Annotated in this window: 10 protein-coding genes; 9 read left to right on the forward strand and 1 reads right to left on the reverse strand. The window is 63.8% G+C overall.

Annotation, left to right across the window (positions count from 1 at the left end):
- Positions 1-43 precede the first annotated feature (43 nt).
- The 5 genes from A3AI_RS0123040 to A3AI_RS0123060 all read left to right on the forward strand — a co-directional run bounded on the left by A3AI_RS0123040 (position 44) and on the right by A3AI_RS0123060 (position 9,839).
- Complete coding sequence (locus A3AI_RS0123040; protein WP_024517846.1) at positions 44-1,198, forward strand: class I SAM-dependent methyltransferase; 1,155 nt, start codon at positions 44-46, stop codon at positions 1,196-1,198.
- Positions 1,199-1,464: 266 nt separating this feature from the next.
- Positions 1,465-3,699, forward strand: a complete 2,235-nt coding sequence (locus A3AI_RS0123045; RefSeq protein WP_024517847.1) for an O-linked N-acetylglucosamine transferase, SPINDLY family protein — start codon at positions 1,465-1,467, stop codon at positions 3,697-3,699.
- A 107-nt stretch (positions 3,700-3,806) separates the two neighbouring features.
- A complete protein-coding gene (locus A3AI_RS0123050; RefSeq protein WP_024517848.1) occupies positions 3,807-5,210 on the forward strand; it encodes a GSCFA domain-containing protein in 1,404 nt (467 codons plus the stop codon).
- Between the two features lie 115 nt (positions 5,211-5,325).
- On the forward strand, positions 5,326-7,563 hold the full coding sequence (locus A3AI_RS0123055; protein WP_024517849.1) for an O-linked N-acetylglucosamine transferase family protein: 2,238 nt from the start codon (positions 5,326-5,328) through the stop codon (positions 7,561-7,563).
- 47 nt (positions 7,564-7,610) lie between these two features.
- Positions 7,611-9,839, forward strand: a complete 2,229-nt coding sequence (locus tag A3AI_RS0123060) for an O-linked N-acetylglucosamine transferase family protein (RefSeq protein WP_024517850.1) — start codon at positions 7,611-7,613, stop codon at positions 9,837-9,839.
- On the opposite strand, the gene A3AI_RS0123065 is transcribed toward A3AI_RS0123060, so the two are convergent.
- On the reverse strand, positions 9,828-10,520 hold the full coding sequence (locus A3AI_RS0123065) for a DUF1223 domain-containing protein (protein ID WP_024517851.1): 693 nt from the start codon (positions 10,518-10,520) through the stop codon (positions 9,828-9,830). The genes A3AI_RS0123060 and A3AI_RS0123065 overlap by 12 nt on opposite strands.
- 325 nt (positions 10,521-10,845) lie before the next feature.
- On the opposite strand from A3AI_RS0123065, the gene A3AI_RS0123070 reads away from it, so the two are divergent.
- From A3AI_RS0123070 to A3AI_RS0123085, 4 genes are all read left to right on the forward strand, one after another.
- On the forward strand, positions 10,846-13,611 hold the full coding sequence (locus tag A3AI_RS0123070) for an ATP-binding protein (RefSeq protein ID WP_024517852.1): 2,766 nt from the start codon (positions 10,846-10,848) through the stop codon (positions 13,609-13,611).
- A 27-nt stretch (positions 13,612-13,638) separates the two neighbouring features.
- Entirely contained in the window at positions 13,639-14,721 is a 1,083-nt protein-coding gene (locus A3AI_RS0123075) for a catalase (RefSeq protein WP_024517853.1), read from the forward strand.
- A gap of 86 nt (positions 14,722-14,807) precedes the next feature.
- Entirely contained in the window at positions 14,808-15,431 is a 624-nt protein-coding gene (locus tag A3AI_RS0123080; RefSeq protein WP_156927897.1) for a hypothetical protein, read from the forward strand.
- A 5-nt stretch (positions 15,432-15,436) separates the two neighbouring features.
- Positions 15,437-16,849: a Dyp-type peroxidase gene (locus A3AI_RS0123085; RefSeq protein WP_156927898.1), complete on the forward strand. Its 1,413-nt coding sequence runs from the start codon at positions 15,437-15,439 to the stop codon at positions 16,847-16,849.
- Positions 16,850-16,854 lie beyond the last annotated feature (5 nt).

The following is a 16,854-nucleotide window of genomic DNA, read 5'->3' on the forward strand; positions in this document are numbered from 1 at the left end:
GTCCGTCCAAAGGCAGATGCAGGCAATGCGAAGGTAGGTTTTGATGGCAATCGACATATTCAAATGCAAGGTCTGCGGGCAGGGGCGTCTCGAGACGATCGCGAGCTACGCTGAACTGCCGCGCGTCACGTCGGACTGCAAGCCGTGGCCCGCGGGCGGGGCAATGTCCTGCTGCGAGGCGTGCGGGGCGGTCCAGAAATTGTCCGACGAGACCTGGTTCGACGAGATCGAGCGGATCTACAAGGCCTACCAGATCTACCAGCTCTCTGCGGGTTCCGAGCAGGTGATCTTCTCCGAAGCAGGGGTGGCGCAGCCGCGCTCGGGGGCGCTGGTCGATTTCATCAGGCGGAATACTGGCAGCGATAGCACAGGCAAGCTGATCGACATTGGTTGCGGAAACGGCTCGGCCCTGAAAAATCTCTCGGCCGCCATGCCGCGCTGGAGTCTTTATGGAAGCGAACTCTCCGATTCCGCGGAGAAGGCATTGCGGCAGCTCCCGAATTTCGTTCAGCTCTACACGACGCCGGCAAGGGACATCCCCGAGCGCTTCGACATCCTGACCATGATTCACGCGCTGGAGCACATGCCGGATCCGCTCGCGTCGCTCCATGACGCCGCTTGCTTGCTGAACGATGACGGCAGGCTGTTTGTCGAGATTCCCAACGTTCTTACGTCGCCTTTTGATCTGCTGATCGCGGATCATTTGCTGCACTTCTCGCCGGCGCACCTCTCCTATCTCGCCAGCCGGGCAGGTTTCTCGGTCTCGATACTCCGCGACGACCTGTTGCCGAAAGAAATCACGATGCTGGCAATGCGAGGCGGCGCGGAGCTCGAGCGCCCGGCACCGGCGCGGACGCGGGCCGTGCTCGAGGCCAACCTCGCCTGGCTGATCGCGCTGCTCGCTGAGGCGCGCAAGGTCGCGGCCGCCGCCGGGACATTCGGCATATTCGGTACGTCCATTTCGGGAATGTGGCTCTATGGCGCCTTGCGGGACAGGGTTTCGTTCTTCGTGGACGAGGACGCCAGCCGGGTCGGCAACGCGTTCGAGGGCGTGCCAATCCTTTCGCCGGCACAGGCGCCCGCCGGAAGCACCGTGTTTGTGCCGCTCCATCCGGACGTTGCCCGGAGGGTGGCAGGTCGGCATGCCGGCACGGGAGCGGTTTACGCCGAGCCTCCCGCTTACCGGCCCCCGACGTGATCCGCCTTGCGGCTGCTTCGGCGGATTGACGGAAGTCAGTCACATCCGGAAACGTGGTTAACAGTGTCTTAACCAATCTCGCCGAGGTTGGCTGCGCTATCGAAACATGCTGCGGCAAGCCCGATCCCTCTGCTTGCCAAACGATGCCGAGCCCTTCTGTGCGAGCGTAGGCGGCTGGCGAAAGCGTCGGGTGTTGCGAGGCGGCGGTGCTAAACGAGCGCGTTGCGCTGGGTTTGGATCGCCAAGATCCGATCGGAGAAAGGCCTTTGCAAAGCACTGTCGGCTCCCGCGCCTACCAGAACGCGCGGCTTCAGAAGAAGTCCAGGAAGCAGGCGGACGCGCTGTTGCAAGCGGCCTATGGCGCCATGCGCCAGGGAAGGCATGCCGACGCCCAGGCGCTTTGCGTCCAGATCCTGCGCGAGCTGCCCGACCATTTCGACACATTGCATCTGCTCGGGGTATCGCTGCTGCAAACCGCGCGCATCGACGAGGCGCGGCGGGTTCTCGAGCACGCCATTGCCGCCGACCCGCGCTCGGCTGAGGCGCATTCCAATCTTGGCTTTGCGCTATTCAGGCTGAAGCGGTACGCCGAGGCGCGCCTTGCGCAGGAGAGGGCGCTGGCGCTGCAGCCGCAGTTCCCGACCGCGCTGACCAATCTCGGCAATACGATGATGCGGCTCGGCCACCTGCCGGAGGCCATCGCGTTGCACGAGCGCGCTATCAGCCTGAAGCCGGACTATGCCGACGCCTATTGCAACCGCGGCATGGTGGAGGTGATGCTGAAACAGAACCAGAAGGCGGTGCACAGCTTCGGTCGTGCGTTGTCGTTCGCGCCGCGTCACCTGGAAGCCATCATCGGCAAGGGGATGGCGAGCATCGAGCTTCGCCATTTCGAGGAGGCCGCGGAGCTCTTCACGGCCGCGCTCGCGATCGCGCCGAACATGGCTGAAGTGCTGGCACATCGCGCGCGGCTGCACCTGTATCTCGGGCGGGTGAAGGAGTCGGAGGCCGATTTCGATGCCGCGCTGGCGCTCTCGCCCGAGCTTGAGCTCGCGCTGCGCGGAAAGGCCCAGGTCAGCCTGCACCTCGGCAAACATGCTGCCGCGCTCGCGGCCTGCAACAGGGTGCTCGAGCAGAATCCGAATTGCGAGATCGGCGTGACGCTGTTGGGCGACTGCCTGGCCAAGCAGGGCGAAGCCGTCGCGGCGATCGCGCAGTTCGACCGGGCGATCGCACTCAAGCCCGACTATGAAGAGGCCATCACCAAAAAGATTTTCGCGCTGGCCTTCTGGGAGGACACCAACTTCGCGGCCGAACAGGCCGCCCGGCGTGGCTGGTGGGAGCGGATCGGCAGCCGGATCGCACAGCGACAATTGGCACCGCGTTCGCTCGATCCGGATAGGCGCCTGGTGGTGGGTTATGTGTCCTCCGACTTCAGGAACCATTCGGCGGCGCTCTGCTTCCTGCCGGTGTACCGGCATCACGATCATACGAATTTCCAGATCGTCTCCTATTCCTGCTCGCCGCAGGCCGATCCCGTCACGCAGGGCTTCCGCTCCTTTTCCGACGTCTGGGTCGACGCAGTGAGCCTCTCCGACGAGGAGCTGGCATCGCGCATCGAGGCCGACAAGGTCGATGTTCTCATCGACCTGTCGGGGCATTCGGCGGGCAATCGCCTCAGGGTATTTGCGAGCAAGCCCGCGCCGGTGCAGGTGACGGCCTGGGGGCATGCGACGGGGACGGGCCTGCCGACGATCGATTGCCTGTTCGCGGACCCCGTGACCGTGCCGGAAACTGCGCACGCGTTGTTTGCCGAACGGGTGGTTTACGATCTGCCCTGCGCCATCACGATCGAGCCCGAGACGGGCAGCCCCGTTGCGGACGCGCCGGTGCTGCGGAACGGCTACGTGACGTTCGGCGTGTTCAACAGGATCGAGAAGATATCCGATGCCGCACTCGCGGTGTGGTCGAAGATCATGCATGCGCTGCCGGAATCGCGCATCCTGCTCAAGCATGGCGCCCTCGACGATACCATGCTGCGCGACCAGCTGACCGGCAGGTTTGCTAGCCGTGGCATATCGCTGGATCGCGTCGCTTGCCTGGGCACGTCGACGCGGCCCGATCATTTGCGGGCTTTTGACAAGGTCGACATCTCCCTCGATCCGTTCCCACAGAACGGCGGCGTCAGCACCTGGGAATCGCTGCAGATGGGCGTTCCTGTCGTGGCCAAGCTCGGCAGCTGCAACTCCGCGCGGGTGGGCGCCGCGATCATGACATCGCTCGGGCTGGATGATTGGGTCGGCGACGACGATGACCGCTACATCGCGATCGCGCTGGAAAAGGCCGGAAATCCGTCCGCGCTCCAGGCGGTGCGCCAGGGCATGCGGGCCAGGATCGCACAATCAGCCTCGGGCAACAGCGCGACCTACACCGCAAAGGTCGAGGAAGCCTATCGCACGCTGTGGCGCGATTACTGCAGCCGCATGTCCGGCTTCGAGTAGCATGATGCACGCAGGTCCGAAAAGCTTGGATTGCAGATCTGTTCCGTTGATGAGTCCTCGAGGCCCGGCTTCGCCCCCGGCGCTTGAACCTAAAGGCACAGCTTGACATGACCGCTCAACCCGCTGCTCCCGCGACCTTTGAGGCCATCGTCGGCCAGATCAGAGACCTCGGCTACAAGTATATCCAGGAGAAGGATTTCATCAGCGCGCAGCTCGCGTTCAAGAAGCTGCTGGAGCTTGACGGCAAGGACATCAACGGGCGGTTCGTCCTTGCCCAGCTGATCGACGACGGATCGCACAAGAAGCGTGCCGAGGCGCGCGACATGATGCTCGCGATACTGGAGGAGCATCCCGAAATCTTCGGCAATCCGAGCGAAGGCAATCTGCACCTGATCAGAAGCGCCGCCGTGAGATGCAGCCATGTCGGGCCTTTTGCCAAGGCGATCGAGCTCTTCCGCAAGCTTGCTCACGCGTCGAATCTCGCTGGCGACTATTTCCAGCTCAGCGAGATCCTGACCCAGGGCTCCTTCTTTGAAGAATCGATTGCCAGCCTTCAAAAGGCGATGGAGCTCGATCCTGCCAATTTCGATACGCCGACCAATCGTGAGACCCTGGACATCGCAAGATCGCGCCTGAGCGCTCCGGCCCCCAAGACGGAAAAGGAAAAGAAGAAGATCGGCCGCTATCCGGAAACCGAGGTCTTTCTGGGCGACTTCCAGAAACTGGTCAAGGATCACATCGCGGTCAATTTGAAGAGCGAAGACAGGTTCATCAACAAGAGCACGAAGTTCTTCACGATGGGTTCGTGCTTTGCCAGGAACCTGTCGCGCAGCCTAGTTACGAATGGCTATGTCAGCCATCACATGGAGATCTCCGAATACATCAATACGACCTTCGCCAACCGGGTGTTCGTCGACTGGCTCAGCGACCGCGACATCGATGACGCCATTCGCGAGCGGATCGTCAGCCTGCTGCCGGGGGGCTGGAGCAAGGAAAACACCCTTCAGGTCCTGAGAAACAGCGATGTGTTCATCCTGACGCTTGGTGTTGCACCTGCCTTCTTCGACAGGGTAACGGGTGATTTCGTTCTGCCGCGGCCGACCGCCTTGAATTCGAGGGTGCTGGCGGAGAAATATGTTTTCCGGACCACGAGCGTCCGGGAAAACGTCGAGAACGTCACCTACCTTCTCGACTTCATCAGAAAAATTTCTCCCGGGATCAAGGTCGTCGTCACCGTGTCTCCGGTGCCGCTGGTCGCCTCGTTTGAACACGAGTCAGCCGTCCAGGCGGACTGCCTCTCAAAAAGCACCATGCGACTGGTTGCCCATGAAGTGGTGAATCATTCGAACATCTCGAACATCCTGTACTGGCCGTCGTTTGAGGTGTTCAGGTGGGCAGGCTCTCACGCCGGCAGCTATTATGCCGCCGACGATGGCGCGGCCTGGCATGTGTCCGAGGAGAAGGTGGCCGGCACGATCAGCGCATTCATCGAAATGTTCTCTGCCGCATAACCGGAGCCTGATTCTTCCAGGCTCGGGAGCCATCGCGCGCCGAGCTTTCGCCGGCGCCGGCGAATCAACCAACCGGTGTTAGACATCGCGCAAGAAAATTCCTGGAGAAGAGGCTTTGCAAAGCACCGTCGGCTCCCGCGCCTTCCAGAACGCGAGGCTGCAGAAGAAGATCAAGAAGCAGGCGGAGTCATTCGTGCCGGCGGCGCTCGCCGCCTATCGCGAACGCAGGCATGCGGATCTTCAGTCGCTTTGCCGGTGGGTGCTCCAGGATGTGCCGAACTATTTTGACGCCATGCATCTTCTGGGCGTCTCCGTGCTCGAATGCGGGCGGCTCGAGGAGGCGAGGCAGATTCTCGAGCGCGCGGTCGCGCTCGACCAGAACTCGGCGGAGGCGCATGGCAACCTTGGCTTTGTGCTGTTCAGCCTCCAACGCTATGAGGAAGCGCGGATCAGTCTGGAAAAATCGGTCGCGCTGAAGCCGAATTTTGCAGCGGCCCAGCGGAATCTGGGCAATGTCCTGTTGCGGCTGGAGATGGGCGAGCAGGCGATAGAGGCCTTCGATCGGGCGATCCAACTGCAGCCCGATGACGCCGACGCCTATTGTAATCGCGGCGTCACGGAGATGATGCTTCGCCGATACGAAGCAGCCGCCCTCAGCGCCGAGCGTGCTCTTGCGATCCAGCCGCGTCATTTCGAGGCCATGGTGGGCAAGGGGCTGGCTCACCTCGAGCTCCGGCACTTCGAGGTGGCCGAAGCCGCCTTCAATGCGGCGCTCGCGCTCAGGCCGGACATGGCCGAACTCCTGGCGCACCGCGGACGGCTCAATGTCCTGTTGGGGCGGAGGGCGCAGGCGGAAGCCGATTTCGATGCCGCAGCCGCGCTCGAGCCCTCGCTCGAACTCGCATGGCGAGGGAAAGCGCAGGTCGGCATGCTCACGGGCAACGTGGAGCAGGCCATCGTCGCCTGCAAAAGGGTGCTCGAGCAAAATCCGACCTCGGAAGTCGGCCTCACTTTGCTGGGCGCCTGCCTCGGACGGCTGGGAGACACGGCCGGCGCTATCCAGCATTTCGACCGGGCGCTGGAGATCAAGCCGGACTACGATGAAGCGATTTCGAAGAAGATCTTCTATCTGGATTTTCTTCCCGGTGCGGATTTCGCGGCCCAGCAGACGGCGCGAAGCCAGTGGTGGGATGCGGTCGGCTCGAGATTTGCCAGACGTCAGCTTGCGGTGCGATCGCCCGACCCGAACAGGCTCATCGTCGTCGGCTATGTGTCGTCCGACTTCAGGATCCATTCGGCTGCGTTTGCCTTCTCGCCGGTGCTGCGATCGCATGACAGAACGAACTTCCAGATCAACTGCTATTCCTGCTCGTCGGTGCGGGATTCGTTGACCGCCGTTTTCCGGTCGCAAGCCGACGTCTGGGTCGACGCCCTGGCTCTTTCTGACGATGAGCTGGCGGACCGCATCCAGGCGGACGGCGTCGATATCCTGGTCGACCTTTCAGGCCACACGACTGGCAATCGTCTGGGCATGTTCGCGCGCAAGCCGGCGCCGGTCCAGGTCACGGCCTGGGGCAGCGGCACGGGGACGGGCCTTCGAACCATGGATTATCTGCTCGCCGACCCCGTGATCATTCCCGGGGACGTCAGACATATGTTCGCTGAGCGGGTGCATGACTTGCCGTGCGTGATCACGATGGAGCCCTTATCCGACGGGCAGCCCTCCGCGCTTCCGATGCTTCGCAACGGCTTCGTCACCTTCGGTGTTTTCAACCGGATCGACAAGATATCCGACGAAGCGCTGGCGGTCTGGGCAAGGCTGCTGCGCGCGGTGACGGACTCGAAGATCATCGTCAAGCATTTCGCGCTTGACGAAGCGTTTCTGCGCGACGGTTTGATCGCTCGTTTCGTGGCCCAGGGTGTTGCGCAGGAGCGGGTCATTTGCATCGGCTCGACCGATCGCCCCGGCCATCTGCAGGCCTTCGAAAACATCGACATCTCGCTCGATCCGTTTCCGCAGAACGGCGGCATCAGCACCTGGGAGTCGCTCTATATGGGTGTCCCGGTCATTGCCAAGCTCGGCAACGGCGCGTCGTCGCGTGCGGCCGGAGCCATCCTGAAGGCGATCGGTCTCGACGACTGGGTCGCAGACGATGACGATGGCTATGTTGCGATCGCGCAAAAGTTCGCAGCCATGTCCTCCGATTTGGAAGCGCTTCGAGCGGATCTTCGCGCAAAGATCGCGAACTCGGCGGCCGGCAATGTCACGGTTTACACGCGAGAGGTCGAGGCGGGTTATCGACAGTTCTGGCGCGAATACTGTGCGTCGAGACACCGGGACGCGCGCGAATAGCGGCCGGTTGATCAGGTGCGGGCTCGAACGATCAAGGAGACAAGCGCTTGCAAGGCACTGTCGGTTCCCGCGCTTTCCAGAACGCGCGGCAGCACAAGAAGCTGAAGAAACAGGCCGAAGGGCTGTTGCCGACGGCTGTCGCGGCCTACCGACAGGGCAGGCATGCGGACGCCCAGGCGCTTTGTCGGCGCATTCTCCAGGACCTGCCCGACTATTTCGACGGCCTGCATCTGCTCGGGGTCTCCCAGCTCGATTGCGGGCGCTTCGAGGAGGCCGGGCAAGCGCTCGAGCGTGCCGTCGCCGTTGATCCCCGTTCGGCGGACGCGCATTCCAACCTTGGTTTCGCATTCTTCAAGCTGAGACGTTACGACGAGGCGCGCCGCGTCCAAGAGAAGGCGCTCGCGCTCAAGCCGAACTTTCCGACGGCGCAGACCAATCTCGGCAACACGCTGATGCAGCTCGGCCTGTGGGAGCAGGCGATCGCGGCGCATGAGCGCGCGATCCGGATGAAGCCCGACTATGCCGATGCTTACTGCAATCGCGGCATGGCCGAGCTGATGCTCAAGCGATACGAGCAAGCGGCGCAAAGCTTCGATCGGGCTCTTTCATTCCAGCCCCGTCACCTCGAGGCGATGGCCGGCAAGGGGCTCGCCTGTATCGAGCTGCAACATTTCGAACAGGCCGAGGCGCTGCTGAGTGCGGCGCTTGCGCTCAAGCCCGACCTGCCGGGGGTCCTGGCTTATCGCGGGCGCATCCATTTTCAGTTCGGACGCTACGCCGATTCGGTCGCCGATTTCGATGCCGCACTCGCGCTGTCTCCAGAACTGGAAGTGGCGTGGCGCTGGAAGGCCCAGGCCGCGATGCTCTCCGGCAACCAGGCCCAGGCGATGCTGGCCTGCAAACGGCTGCTCGATCAAAATCCGCATTCGGCGATCGGGCTCACGCTTCTTGGCGCCAGCCTGACGCAGCAGGGCGAGATCGCTGCGGCGATCGCGCATTTCGACAGTGCGATCGAGGTGCAGCCCGACCACGAGGATGCGATCACGAAGAAGATCTTCGCCCTGGATTTTCTGCCCGGGGTGGACTTCGCCCTGCAGCAGGCGGCCCGCAAATATTGGTGGGATGCGATCGGGGCCGGGCTGCAAACGCGCAAACCTGCGGCCCGGTCGCTTGATCCGGACCGGCGCGTCGTGGTCGGTTATGTCTCGTCGGATTTCCGCGGTCACTCGGTGGCATTCTGTGTGCTGCCCGTGCTGCGCCACCATGATCACACAAAGTTCGAGGTGGTCTGCTATTCCTGCTCGCTGCTGCAGGATGCCTTCACCGATGTGTTCCGGTCGCACGCCGATCGTTGGGTGGATGCCTCCAGGATGTCCGACGATGAGCTCGCCGATCGTATCGCGGCCGATGGCGTCGATATCCTCGTCGACCTCTCAGGCCACACCGCGGGCAACCGGCTCACCGTCTTCGCCAGGAAGCCGGCGCCCATCCAGGTGACGGCCTGGGGCAGCGGTAGCGGCACGGGCCTGCCGACCATCGATTATTTCTTTGCCGATCCCGTCATTATCCCCGAAGCAGCGCGGCCGCTGTTCGCGGAGAAGATCCATGATTTGCCGGCGGTGATCACCATGGAGCCGGTCACCGGGTTTCGCCCGGTCCCGCCGCCGATGCTTCGCAACGGCCATGTCACGTTCGGCGTGTTCAACCGGATCGACAAGATCTCAGATGATGCACTCAGACTCTGGTCCGCCTTGATGCGTCTCGTTCCCGGCTCGAAGATCATCGTCAAGAACAGCGCGCTTGACGATCGTCTGCTGCGCGACGCGCTCGCCGGCCGTTTCGTGGCGCACGGCATCGCCGATGGCGACTTCACCTTCATGGGTACGACCGCGCGCAACGAGCATCTGAGAGCTTTCGAGCAGGTCGACATCTCGCTCGATCCGTTTCCGCAGAACGGCGGCATCAGCACCTGGGAGTCGCTCCATATGGGCGTTCCGGTCGTCGCCAAGCTCGGACATGCCGCCTCGTCACGCGTCGCCGGCGCCTTGCTTGAGGCCATCGGCCTGCAGGACTGGGTCGCCGAAGACGATGACGCCTATCTCGCGATCGCACAGCGATTTGCCGCCCAGCCGTTGCATCTGGAAAAGCTGCGCGCCGAGCTGCCGGGCATGATTGCACGCTCGGCTGCCGGCGATGTCGAGGCCTATACCCACAGGGTGGAGCAAGGCTATCGGCAGTTCTGGCGGAATTATTGCGCGGCCGGCTCAGCTGCCTGACAGCCTCGCCGCACCGATGATGCGCCCGTCCGGCGCTTCAAGGAGGACGGCGACATCCTCACCTTCCGGGAATTTTTCCCGCAGGGTGAGTGGCGATCCCTGCCAGTCGCCGATGCCGCGGACCGAGCGCACGACATTCGCCTCTTCAAGCGTTCGTCCACCGTTTTCGCCGCGCCGGATCGCGGTGGTGTGGGCGTGATCGAAGCCAATCAACAACAGCCTGCCGCGGCCCTGGCCGGCGCCGACGTCGATGGAAAGTCCGTCCGTGTGCTTCGCCAGGCTCAACGTCGCGGCGGTCGTGCTCTTCTGCCGCGCCGCGTCGATGGCCGAACCGACGTCCTGGCGTTGCGAGCCGACATGGCTGGACGCGCCGTCGACCACGATCTCCGGCGTGTAGGAGCCGTCGCCGAAACGATGCCCATAACGGTCCTGCCGCGAGGTTGCCTCGGGCAGCGAGAACGGGTCCTTCCAGCCCAGCCGGTCCCAATAGGTGACATGGAAGGCGAGCGGCAGCACGTCGGTGCGGTCGCGCGCCAGCTCGTTGAGATAGGCGTTGGCGGGCGGGCAGGACGAGCAGCCCTGCGAGGTGAAGAGCTCGACCACCACGGGGCGCTCGGCCGCGCCGGCGGCGGAGACGGTGAGGCCCAGCAACGCCAATCCGGCGAGATGACGATAGAACATGATGCCCTCCAAGGCGTCCGGTTGATGTGAATTTTTCTCTGCCTCGGGTCTTCGCGTCCCCGGGCCCCTCGTTACGCCGGGGCGGGAACACAAGGCCGTGAGGGCCTGCGGGCGGGGCTCAGCGCCTCTGGCATGCCCGAACCGAAGGACAATTGGCAGGAGCGAACATTGCAGTACCTGCTGATCTCACCTAGAGTCGGGCCGCTTCTTACGGGGATATTAGGGACCTTTATGGCGGGACCGGCTGGTCCGGCGCCGTCGTCCGCATGGCGGCCTCGGCGGGGAAGCGGGGCGAAATCAGGACCAGTTCGTTGAGCGCCGATTCATGACCCAGGCCACGCCAACGGATTTTTCGTCCGATAACCGCGAACGAACAATTCTTACCACCGACATCGTGGGGTCCACCGCGCTGACGCGCCGCTATCCCAATGACATGATGGGGGCGATGGATCTGCACGACCAGATCCTGAATGCCGCGATCCGGCGCCACGCCGGCGATCCCTTCAGGAGCACGGGCGACGGTGTGCTCGCTTCATTCGACCGTCCGCTCGATGCGGTATTGGCTGCGATCGAGGCCCAGCGTGAGATGCGCCATGCCAAATGGGGTCCAACGGGCCGGCTTCAGGTCCGTTTCGGCATCCACACCGGCCTCACGCGCGCGCGCGGCGAGACCGATTTCTTCGGTCCAGCACTGCCGACCGCGACGCGGCTTCAGAGCGCCGCCAACGCCGACCAGATCCTGATTTCGGATACCACGGTGCGGCGCCTGGCGAGCGACCTGCTGCTGACCCCGTTCCAGCTGTCCGACCTTGGTGAACACCATTTCAAGGGCATCGAGCCAATCCGGGTCCACCAGGTCAGCGCGGCCGATCTGCCCAACACCTTTCCGCCGATCGGGGGGAAACGCGAGACCGCGAGCGGCAACCTGCCGGCCAATCTCTCGTCCTTCCTGGGGCGCGAGCGCGAGCTTGACGAGCTTGCCGCGCTGGCGCTGGAAGCGCGGCTGCTCACCCTGGTCGGCCCGGGGGGCATCGGCAAGACTAGGCTTGCGATCGAATTTGCCCGCTCGCTCGAGCCGTCCTTCTCGGGCGGCGCCTGGCTCGTCGATCTGACAGCGCTTGAGCGTGACGGCGATGTGTGGCCCGCGATTGCGGAAGCCCTGCTGCTTCCGCCGTCACCCGGCGTGCAGCCGCGCGTCCAGGTGCTGGAGCGCCTGCAAAGTGCGCGCGCGGTCCTGGTGATGGACAATTGTGAGCACGTCCTCGACCCGATCGCGGATGCGGTCACCGAGCTCGGCTCGGCCTGCGGCGAGGTGTTCCTGGTCAACACCAGTCGCGGCACGCTCGGGATCGAGGGCGAGGCGGTCTATGAGGTCACCTCGCTCGATTCGCGCGCGCAGGACCGCTTCGGGCAGTCGGCGCCGGTGCGGCTGTTCATCGAGCGTGGCAGGCTCGCCAACCATCGCTTCCAGCCGAGCCCCGATGACATCGCCCGGATCGTGCGCATCTGCGCCGGCGTCGATTGCATTCCGCTGGCGATCGAGATCGCGGCTGCGCAACTGCGCCAGCGCAATCTCGAGAGCATCGAAGGCGGCATCAACAAGCCGCTCGACCTCAGCGCCGGCGGCTTCCGCCGGCGCGTCGGCCGCCACCGCACGCTGCGCAACACGCTCGAATGGTCCTACGAGCTCTCAGATCCGAACAGCCGCCAGGTGCTGCAGCGCCTCTCGGTGCTGTCAGGCTCGTTCCACGAGGAGCAGGCGCTGGCGATCTGCGCCGGCGACATGGGAAGCGAGTTCGACGTGCTACGCGGCATCGACGAGTTGATCGAGACCTCGCTGCTCGGCCGTGACGCCGCCAACCTGCAGCGGCTGCGCATGTTGCAGACGGTGCAGGCATTCGGCCGCGAGAAGCTCGAGGAGACCGGGCTGCTGGAGACCGTGGAGATGCGGCATGCCGAGGTCTATGCCGCGCGCGCCAAGAAGCTCGGCATGCAGCTTGCGACCATGCATGAGAGCAAGGCGGCGAATGCGATCTATGACGACATGCCAAACTTGCGTGCCGGCTTCGATCGCGCGATCGCGCGCGACCTGAAGCTTGCCGCCGATCTCGCCGCGCCCCTGTTCCTGTTCAACTATTGGCACCGTGGCGCCGAGACCGGCAACTGGTATGAGCGCATCATGGCGCGGCCCGGCGCCGACAAGCTCGCGCAGGCGCCGGTCCTGCTCGCGGCCGCGGCCGGACATGCCTTTCATGACGAAGGCGACCAGGCCAAGGCCAATGCCTTCATCGCCCGGGGCCAGCAGGCCGAGGCCGCCGGCATGGACTCAAGCAAGGGATGGCTGTCCCATGTGCTGGGCCAGATGGCCCAATGGTCCGGCGATCCCAAGGCCTGCGGCAAGAACCTCGCCGCTGCGATCGAGCGGGCGCATGCGACCGCCAACGTCCCCTGCGAGGTGATGTCGCTCTGCATGATTGCCAACCTCAAGGCGCGAACCAGCGATCCGGAAGGTGCTGCGGAAGCTGTCCGCCGGGTCAGTGAAATGGGGCAGGGGCAGGCGGTGCTGCCGCCGACCCTGATGGGCTACATCCATTATGCCCGCGGCGGCATTGCCGAGGACCCCAAGATGGCCATCGATGAGTACGAGACCACGGCCGAATGGGCCAAGATGGCAGGCAACCATCTGGGCGCGCAGCGGGTCAAGCAGTTGATCGCCGACCTCAAGGCGGCCCATGCGCCGCCGGAGGAGGCCTTCGATATCCATATCCATTCCCTGATGGAGCTGCCGAGCCACGGCACCACCTTCTACACCTGGCTCACCATCCGCTCCCTGGTCCTGCCGCTGGCAGCGCTCGGCGCTTATGAGGAATTGGCCGTTCTGGCGGGCGCACTGAAGGCCTCGCCCCTGAAACTCGACCGCGCGGCGCGCGAGGCCGTCACAAAAGCACGAGACAACCTGGGAGAAGCTTTGTTTGAAACTGCAGCCGAACGTGGATCAACCTTTGACCCGACGGAAGCGCGCAGGTACACCATAGAAGCATGGCGGCGCATGACCGCCAACCGGGGGAAAGCGGACGCGGCGGACACGTGAGGTGCTCGTCCGTCCCGAGGAGGAGGTATGGACGACACACCTTCGCAAAACTGTGGGGCGCAAAGCCCTTCAGCAAAAAATACTGCATCTCCAGATCCTTCGCCGAGCCAGCTCGTCGACGCCATCATTGAAGACTTTCCCGACCATAGGCCGGGCACGCGGCCGATCCACACCATCGGGATCGGTGTTGGTGGCTATTTCGAAGCTTCAGACATCGCGCGAAACTATTGTCGCGCCGAGCATTTTGGCGGGCAGCGGGTCGATGTATCGGTGCGTTTTTCCAACGGCTCGGGCAGCCCCGTCCAGCACGACGGATGGAATGACGTCCGTGGCATGGCGACCCGCTTTCATCTGAAGAATGAGGCGGCGACCGACCTGATCGCCATGACGCTCAACGGTTTCTTTGTCCGAACGACAAGGGAGTTCATCGACTTCACCACGGCGGCGCGGCAGCAGCCGGTCAAGAAGGAGACGCCGTGGCAAAAGATCTGGGATATGCTTCAGCTGAAGCAGCCGCTGCGTGATCCCTATCCCGGGCAAAAGGAAAGCGGCGATGCCGGCACGCTGGAATATGCCAATGCGCATCCTTTCGCTCAACTCGCGGTGTTTCAGGCGGGATCGATCGGGGCCCCGGTCAGCTACGTCCGGGCCGCCTATCACGCCGTTCATACCTTTATCGTGACCGGGGAGGATGGGGTACGTCGTCCCGTCCGTTTTGCCTGGAAGCCGGTCGCGGGTGTGTGCAACACCGATCCCGATGCGCCGCCGGAGGACGACTATCTGCAGGGGGAGCTCCGCGAGCGCTTGGCGCGATGGCCGGCGCGGTTTCTGTTGATGATGACCATTGGCGAAAGCGGCGATGCACTTGACGACCCCACAGTGCCATGGCCGGCCAAGCGCGTGCGCGTTGTGATGGGTACGCTGATCCTGGACACCGTCCCGGCGGACCAGCAGGCGGCTGCCGAGCACATCAGCTTCAATCCATGGCGCCTGGTGGACGGCATCGAACCGTCCAATGACCCCATCCTGCTCGCCCGCCGTGACGCCTACGAGGACTCGCGCAAGCGGCGCGGCGGCACCGCATGTCCTTTCAACCGGAGCGGAACGTAATGGCCGGGCTTGCCGATCGGTTTGAGCAATTTGTGAAGAAGCTTCCGGAAACGAAAATCATGAAGTTCGTGGCGGGGAGGATTCTTGTGCCCATTTGGGCCTCGCGCACGCCGGTGAAGCCCCAGCCGGGCGGCCCGCATTATTCGGTGCAGTCGGGCGACAACGTCCAGCGCATGATGAATCTGATCATGCCGCTGAAGGACAAGTCGGCGGTCGGCCGCGCCGAAGCCGCGCTCGCGATCGCCCAGAACAAGGACGAGATCTATGCCGGTCTCGACAATGTCGGCACGGTCCACTTCGCGCGTTTTGTCATCGTCGGCGAAAACATCTGTATGTTCTCCGTCTATGACGGCGACTTCACCAACTACATCCGCGATTTCATCGCCACCATCGGCTGCGTGTTCGATGCGGTCGTCAAACTGGTCGAAGGCGGCGATGCCGTCATTCCCTCCGAGACCCATGTCGAGAAGTTCATCGACTGGGTGCACGCCCATGACCTCTACCAGGTCTCGGACCAGGCAACCGACCTGTTCCGCGACATCGAGGCGGTCAATGGTGAGACGGCTATCACCAGGGATTTGAGGCTGTTGCCGCGGGACTTGATCCTGCAGCTTCACGTCAACCCCAATGTTTCACTTGGCTCCGGCTACCGCGCCTATCCCGGCTATTCGGTAGCCGAGGTGCGCAAGCAATTTGGAATCGGATGGTGAGCGCCATGGTCGACGTCGCTGACGTGCAGGGAAATATCCTGCAGGGCTATCGCCATCCGCGCGTGCGGCACCTCATTCTCTCGGTCGGCGATGCCGCTGAGGCGCGCGCCTGGCTCGGCGCCACTGTGTCGGGTGCCGGTGGCGTGCCGCAGGTGACGTCGCAGGCGCCCTGGGACGAAAAGCCGTCCACCTGTTTCAACATCGGCCTGACCTTCGAGGGCCTGCGGGCGCTCGGTACGGCCAGCCAATCGCTTGCGAGCTTTCCGACCGAGTTCGTCGAGGGCATGACTGCGCGGGCGCTGAAGCTCGGTGACATCGGGGACAGTGCGCCGGAGCGATGGCCGGCGCCCTTCGACAAACCACGCGACATTCACGTGATCGTCTCGGTCCACGCCAAGGAGGTGGCTGACCTCGACCGCGTACAGCGCCAGGCACTGCAGAACGCACGTACCTTCCGCCTGCTCGGCGTGCGCGAGGGGTTCAACTTCCACGGCGACTATGTGCATTTCGGCTATCACGACAACATCTCGCAACCGCGATTTGCCGAAATCCATGATCCCGAGGATTACCCGGATCCGCAGGAGATGGCACCGCTCGGCACGGTGCTGCTGGGCTATCCAAACAATTTCGAGGGTCTGCTCTGGCACGTGCCCGACCCGGTCGAGCTCGGACACAACGGGACGTTCAACGCCTTCCGCATATTGGCGCAGGACGTGGTGGGCTTCGAAAACTATCTGACCGAGGCGGCGAAATATCTCCTCACGCAGGCAGGCGTCGACGAGCTGCTGCCGCCGGGCGCCGAGACGAAGATCGGTGCGGGGCTGTCGCGCGAGGCTGCGCTTCGCGAGATCGTCGCGGCGCAGATGTGCGGCCGCTGGCGCAACGGCGTGCCGCTCGCGGTATCGCCGGATACGCCGGACCCGGCGACGCCGATCCCCGAGAAGCAGCTCAACAACTTCGATTATGCAGCGAACTCCAGCTGTCCTTACAGCTCGCACATCCGCCGCACCAACCCGCGCGATGCCCAGATCGTGCAGCGGGTCGCCAACAATAGCCGACGCCTGGTCCGGCGCGGCATCCCCTATGGGCCGCCTTATGATCCCGCCAAGCCGGACGGGGTTGAAGCGCCCGAGCGCGGTCTGCTCGGCAATTTCATCGGTGCGAGCCTCGGCGCCCAGTTCGAGGCGATGTGCACCGATTGGGTCAATGTCGGGCTTCAGGATCCGCGTGTGACCGGCTCCAATGATCCGCTGATCGGCGCCAACGCGCCCGAGACCGGCTGGTTCGACGTCGTGCTCAAATCGGGCCGCACCTTCAGGCTGCGCAGCCTGCCGCGCTTCGTTCGCAGCAGGGGCGGGGCTTATACCTTCCTGCCGAGCGTCTCGGCGATCCGCTACCTCGGCTCGCTCGGCAAATAGGGCGT

Source organism: Bradyrhizobium sp. Tv2a-2, from assembly GCF_000472425.1.
Classification (GTDB): domain Bacteria; phylum Pseudomonadota; class Alphaproteobacteria; order Rhizobiales; family Xanthobacteraceae; genus Bradyrhizobium.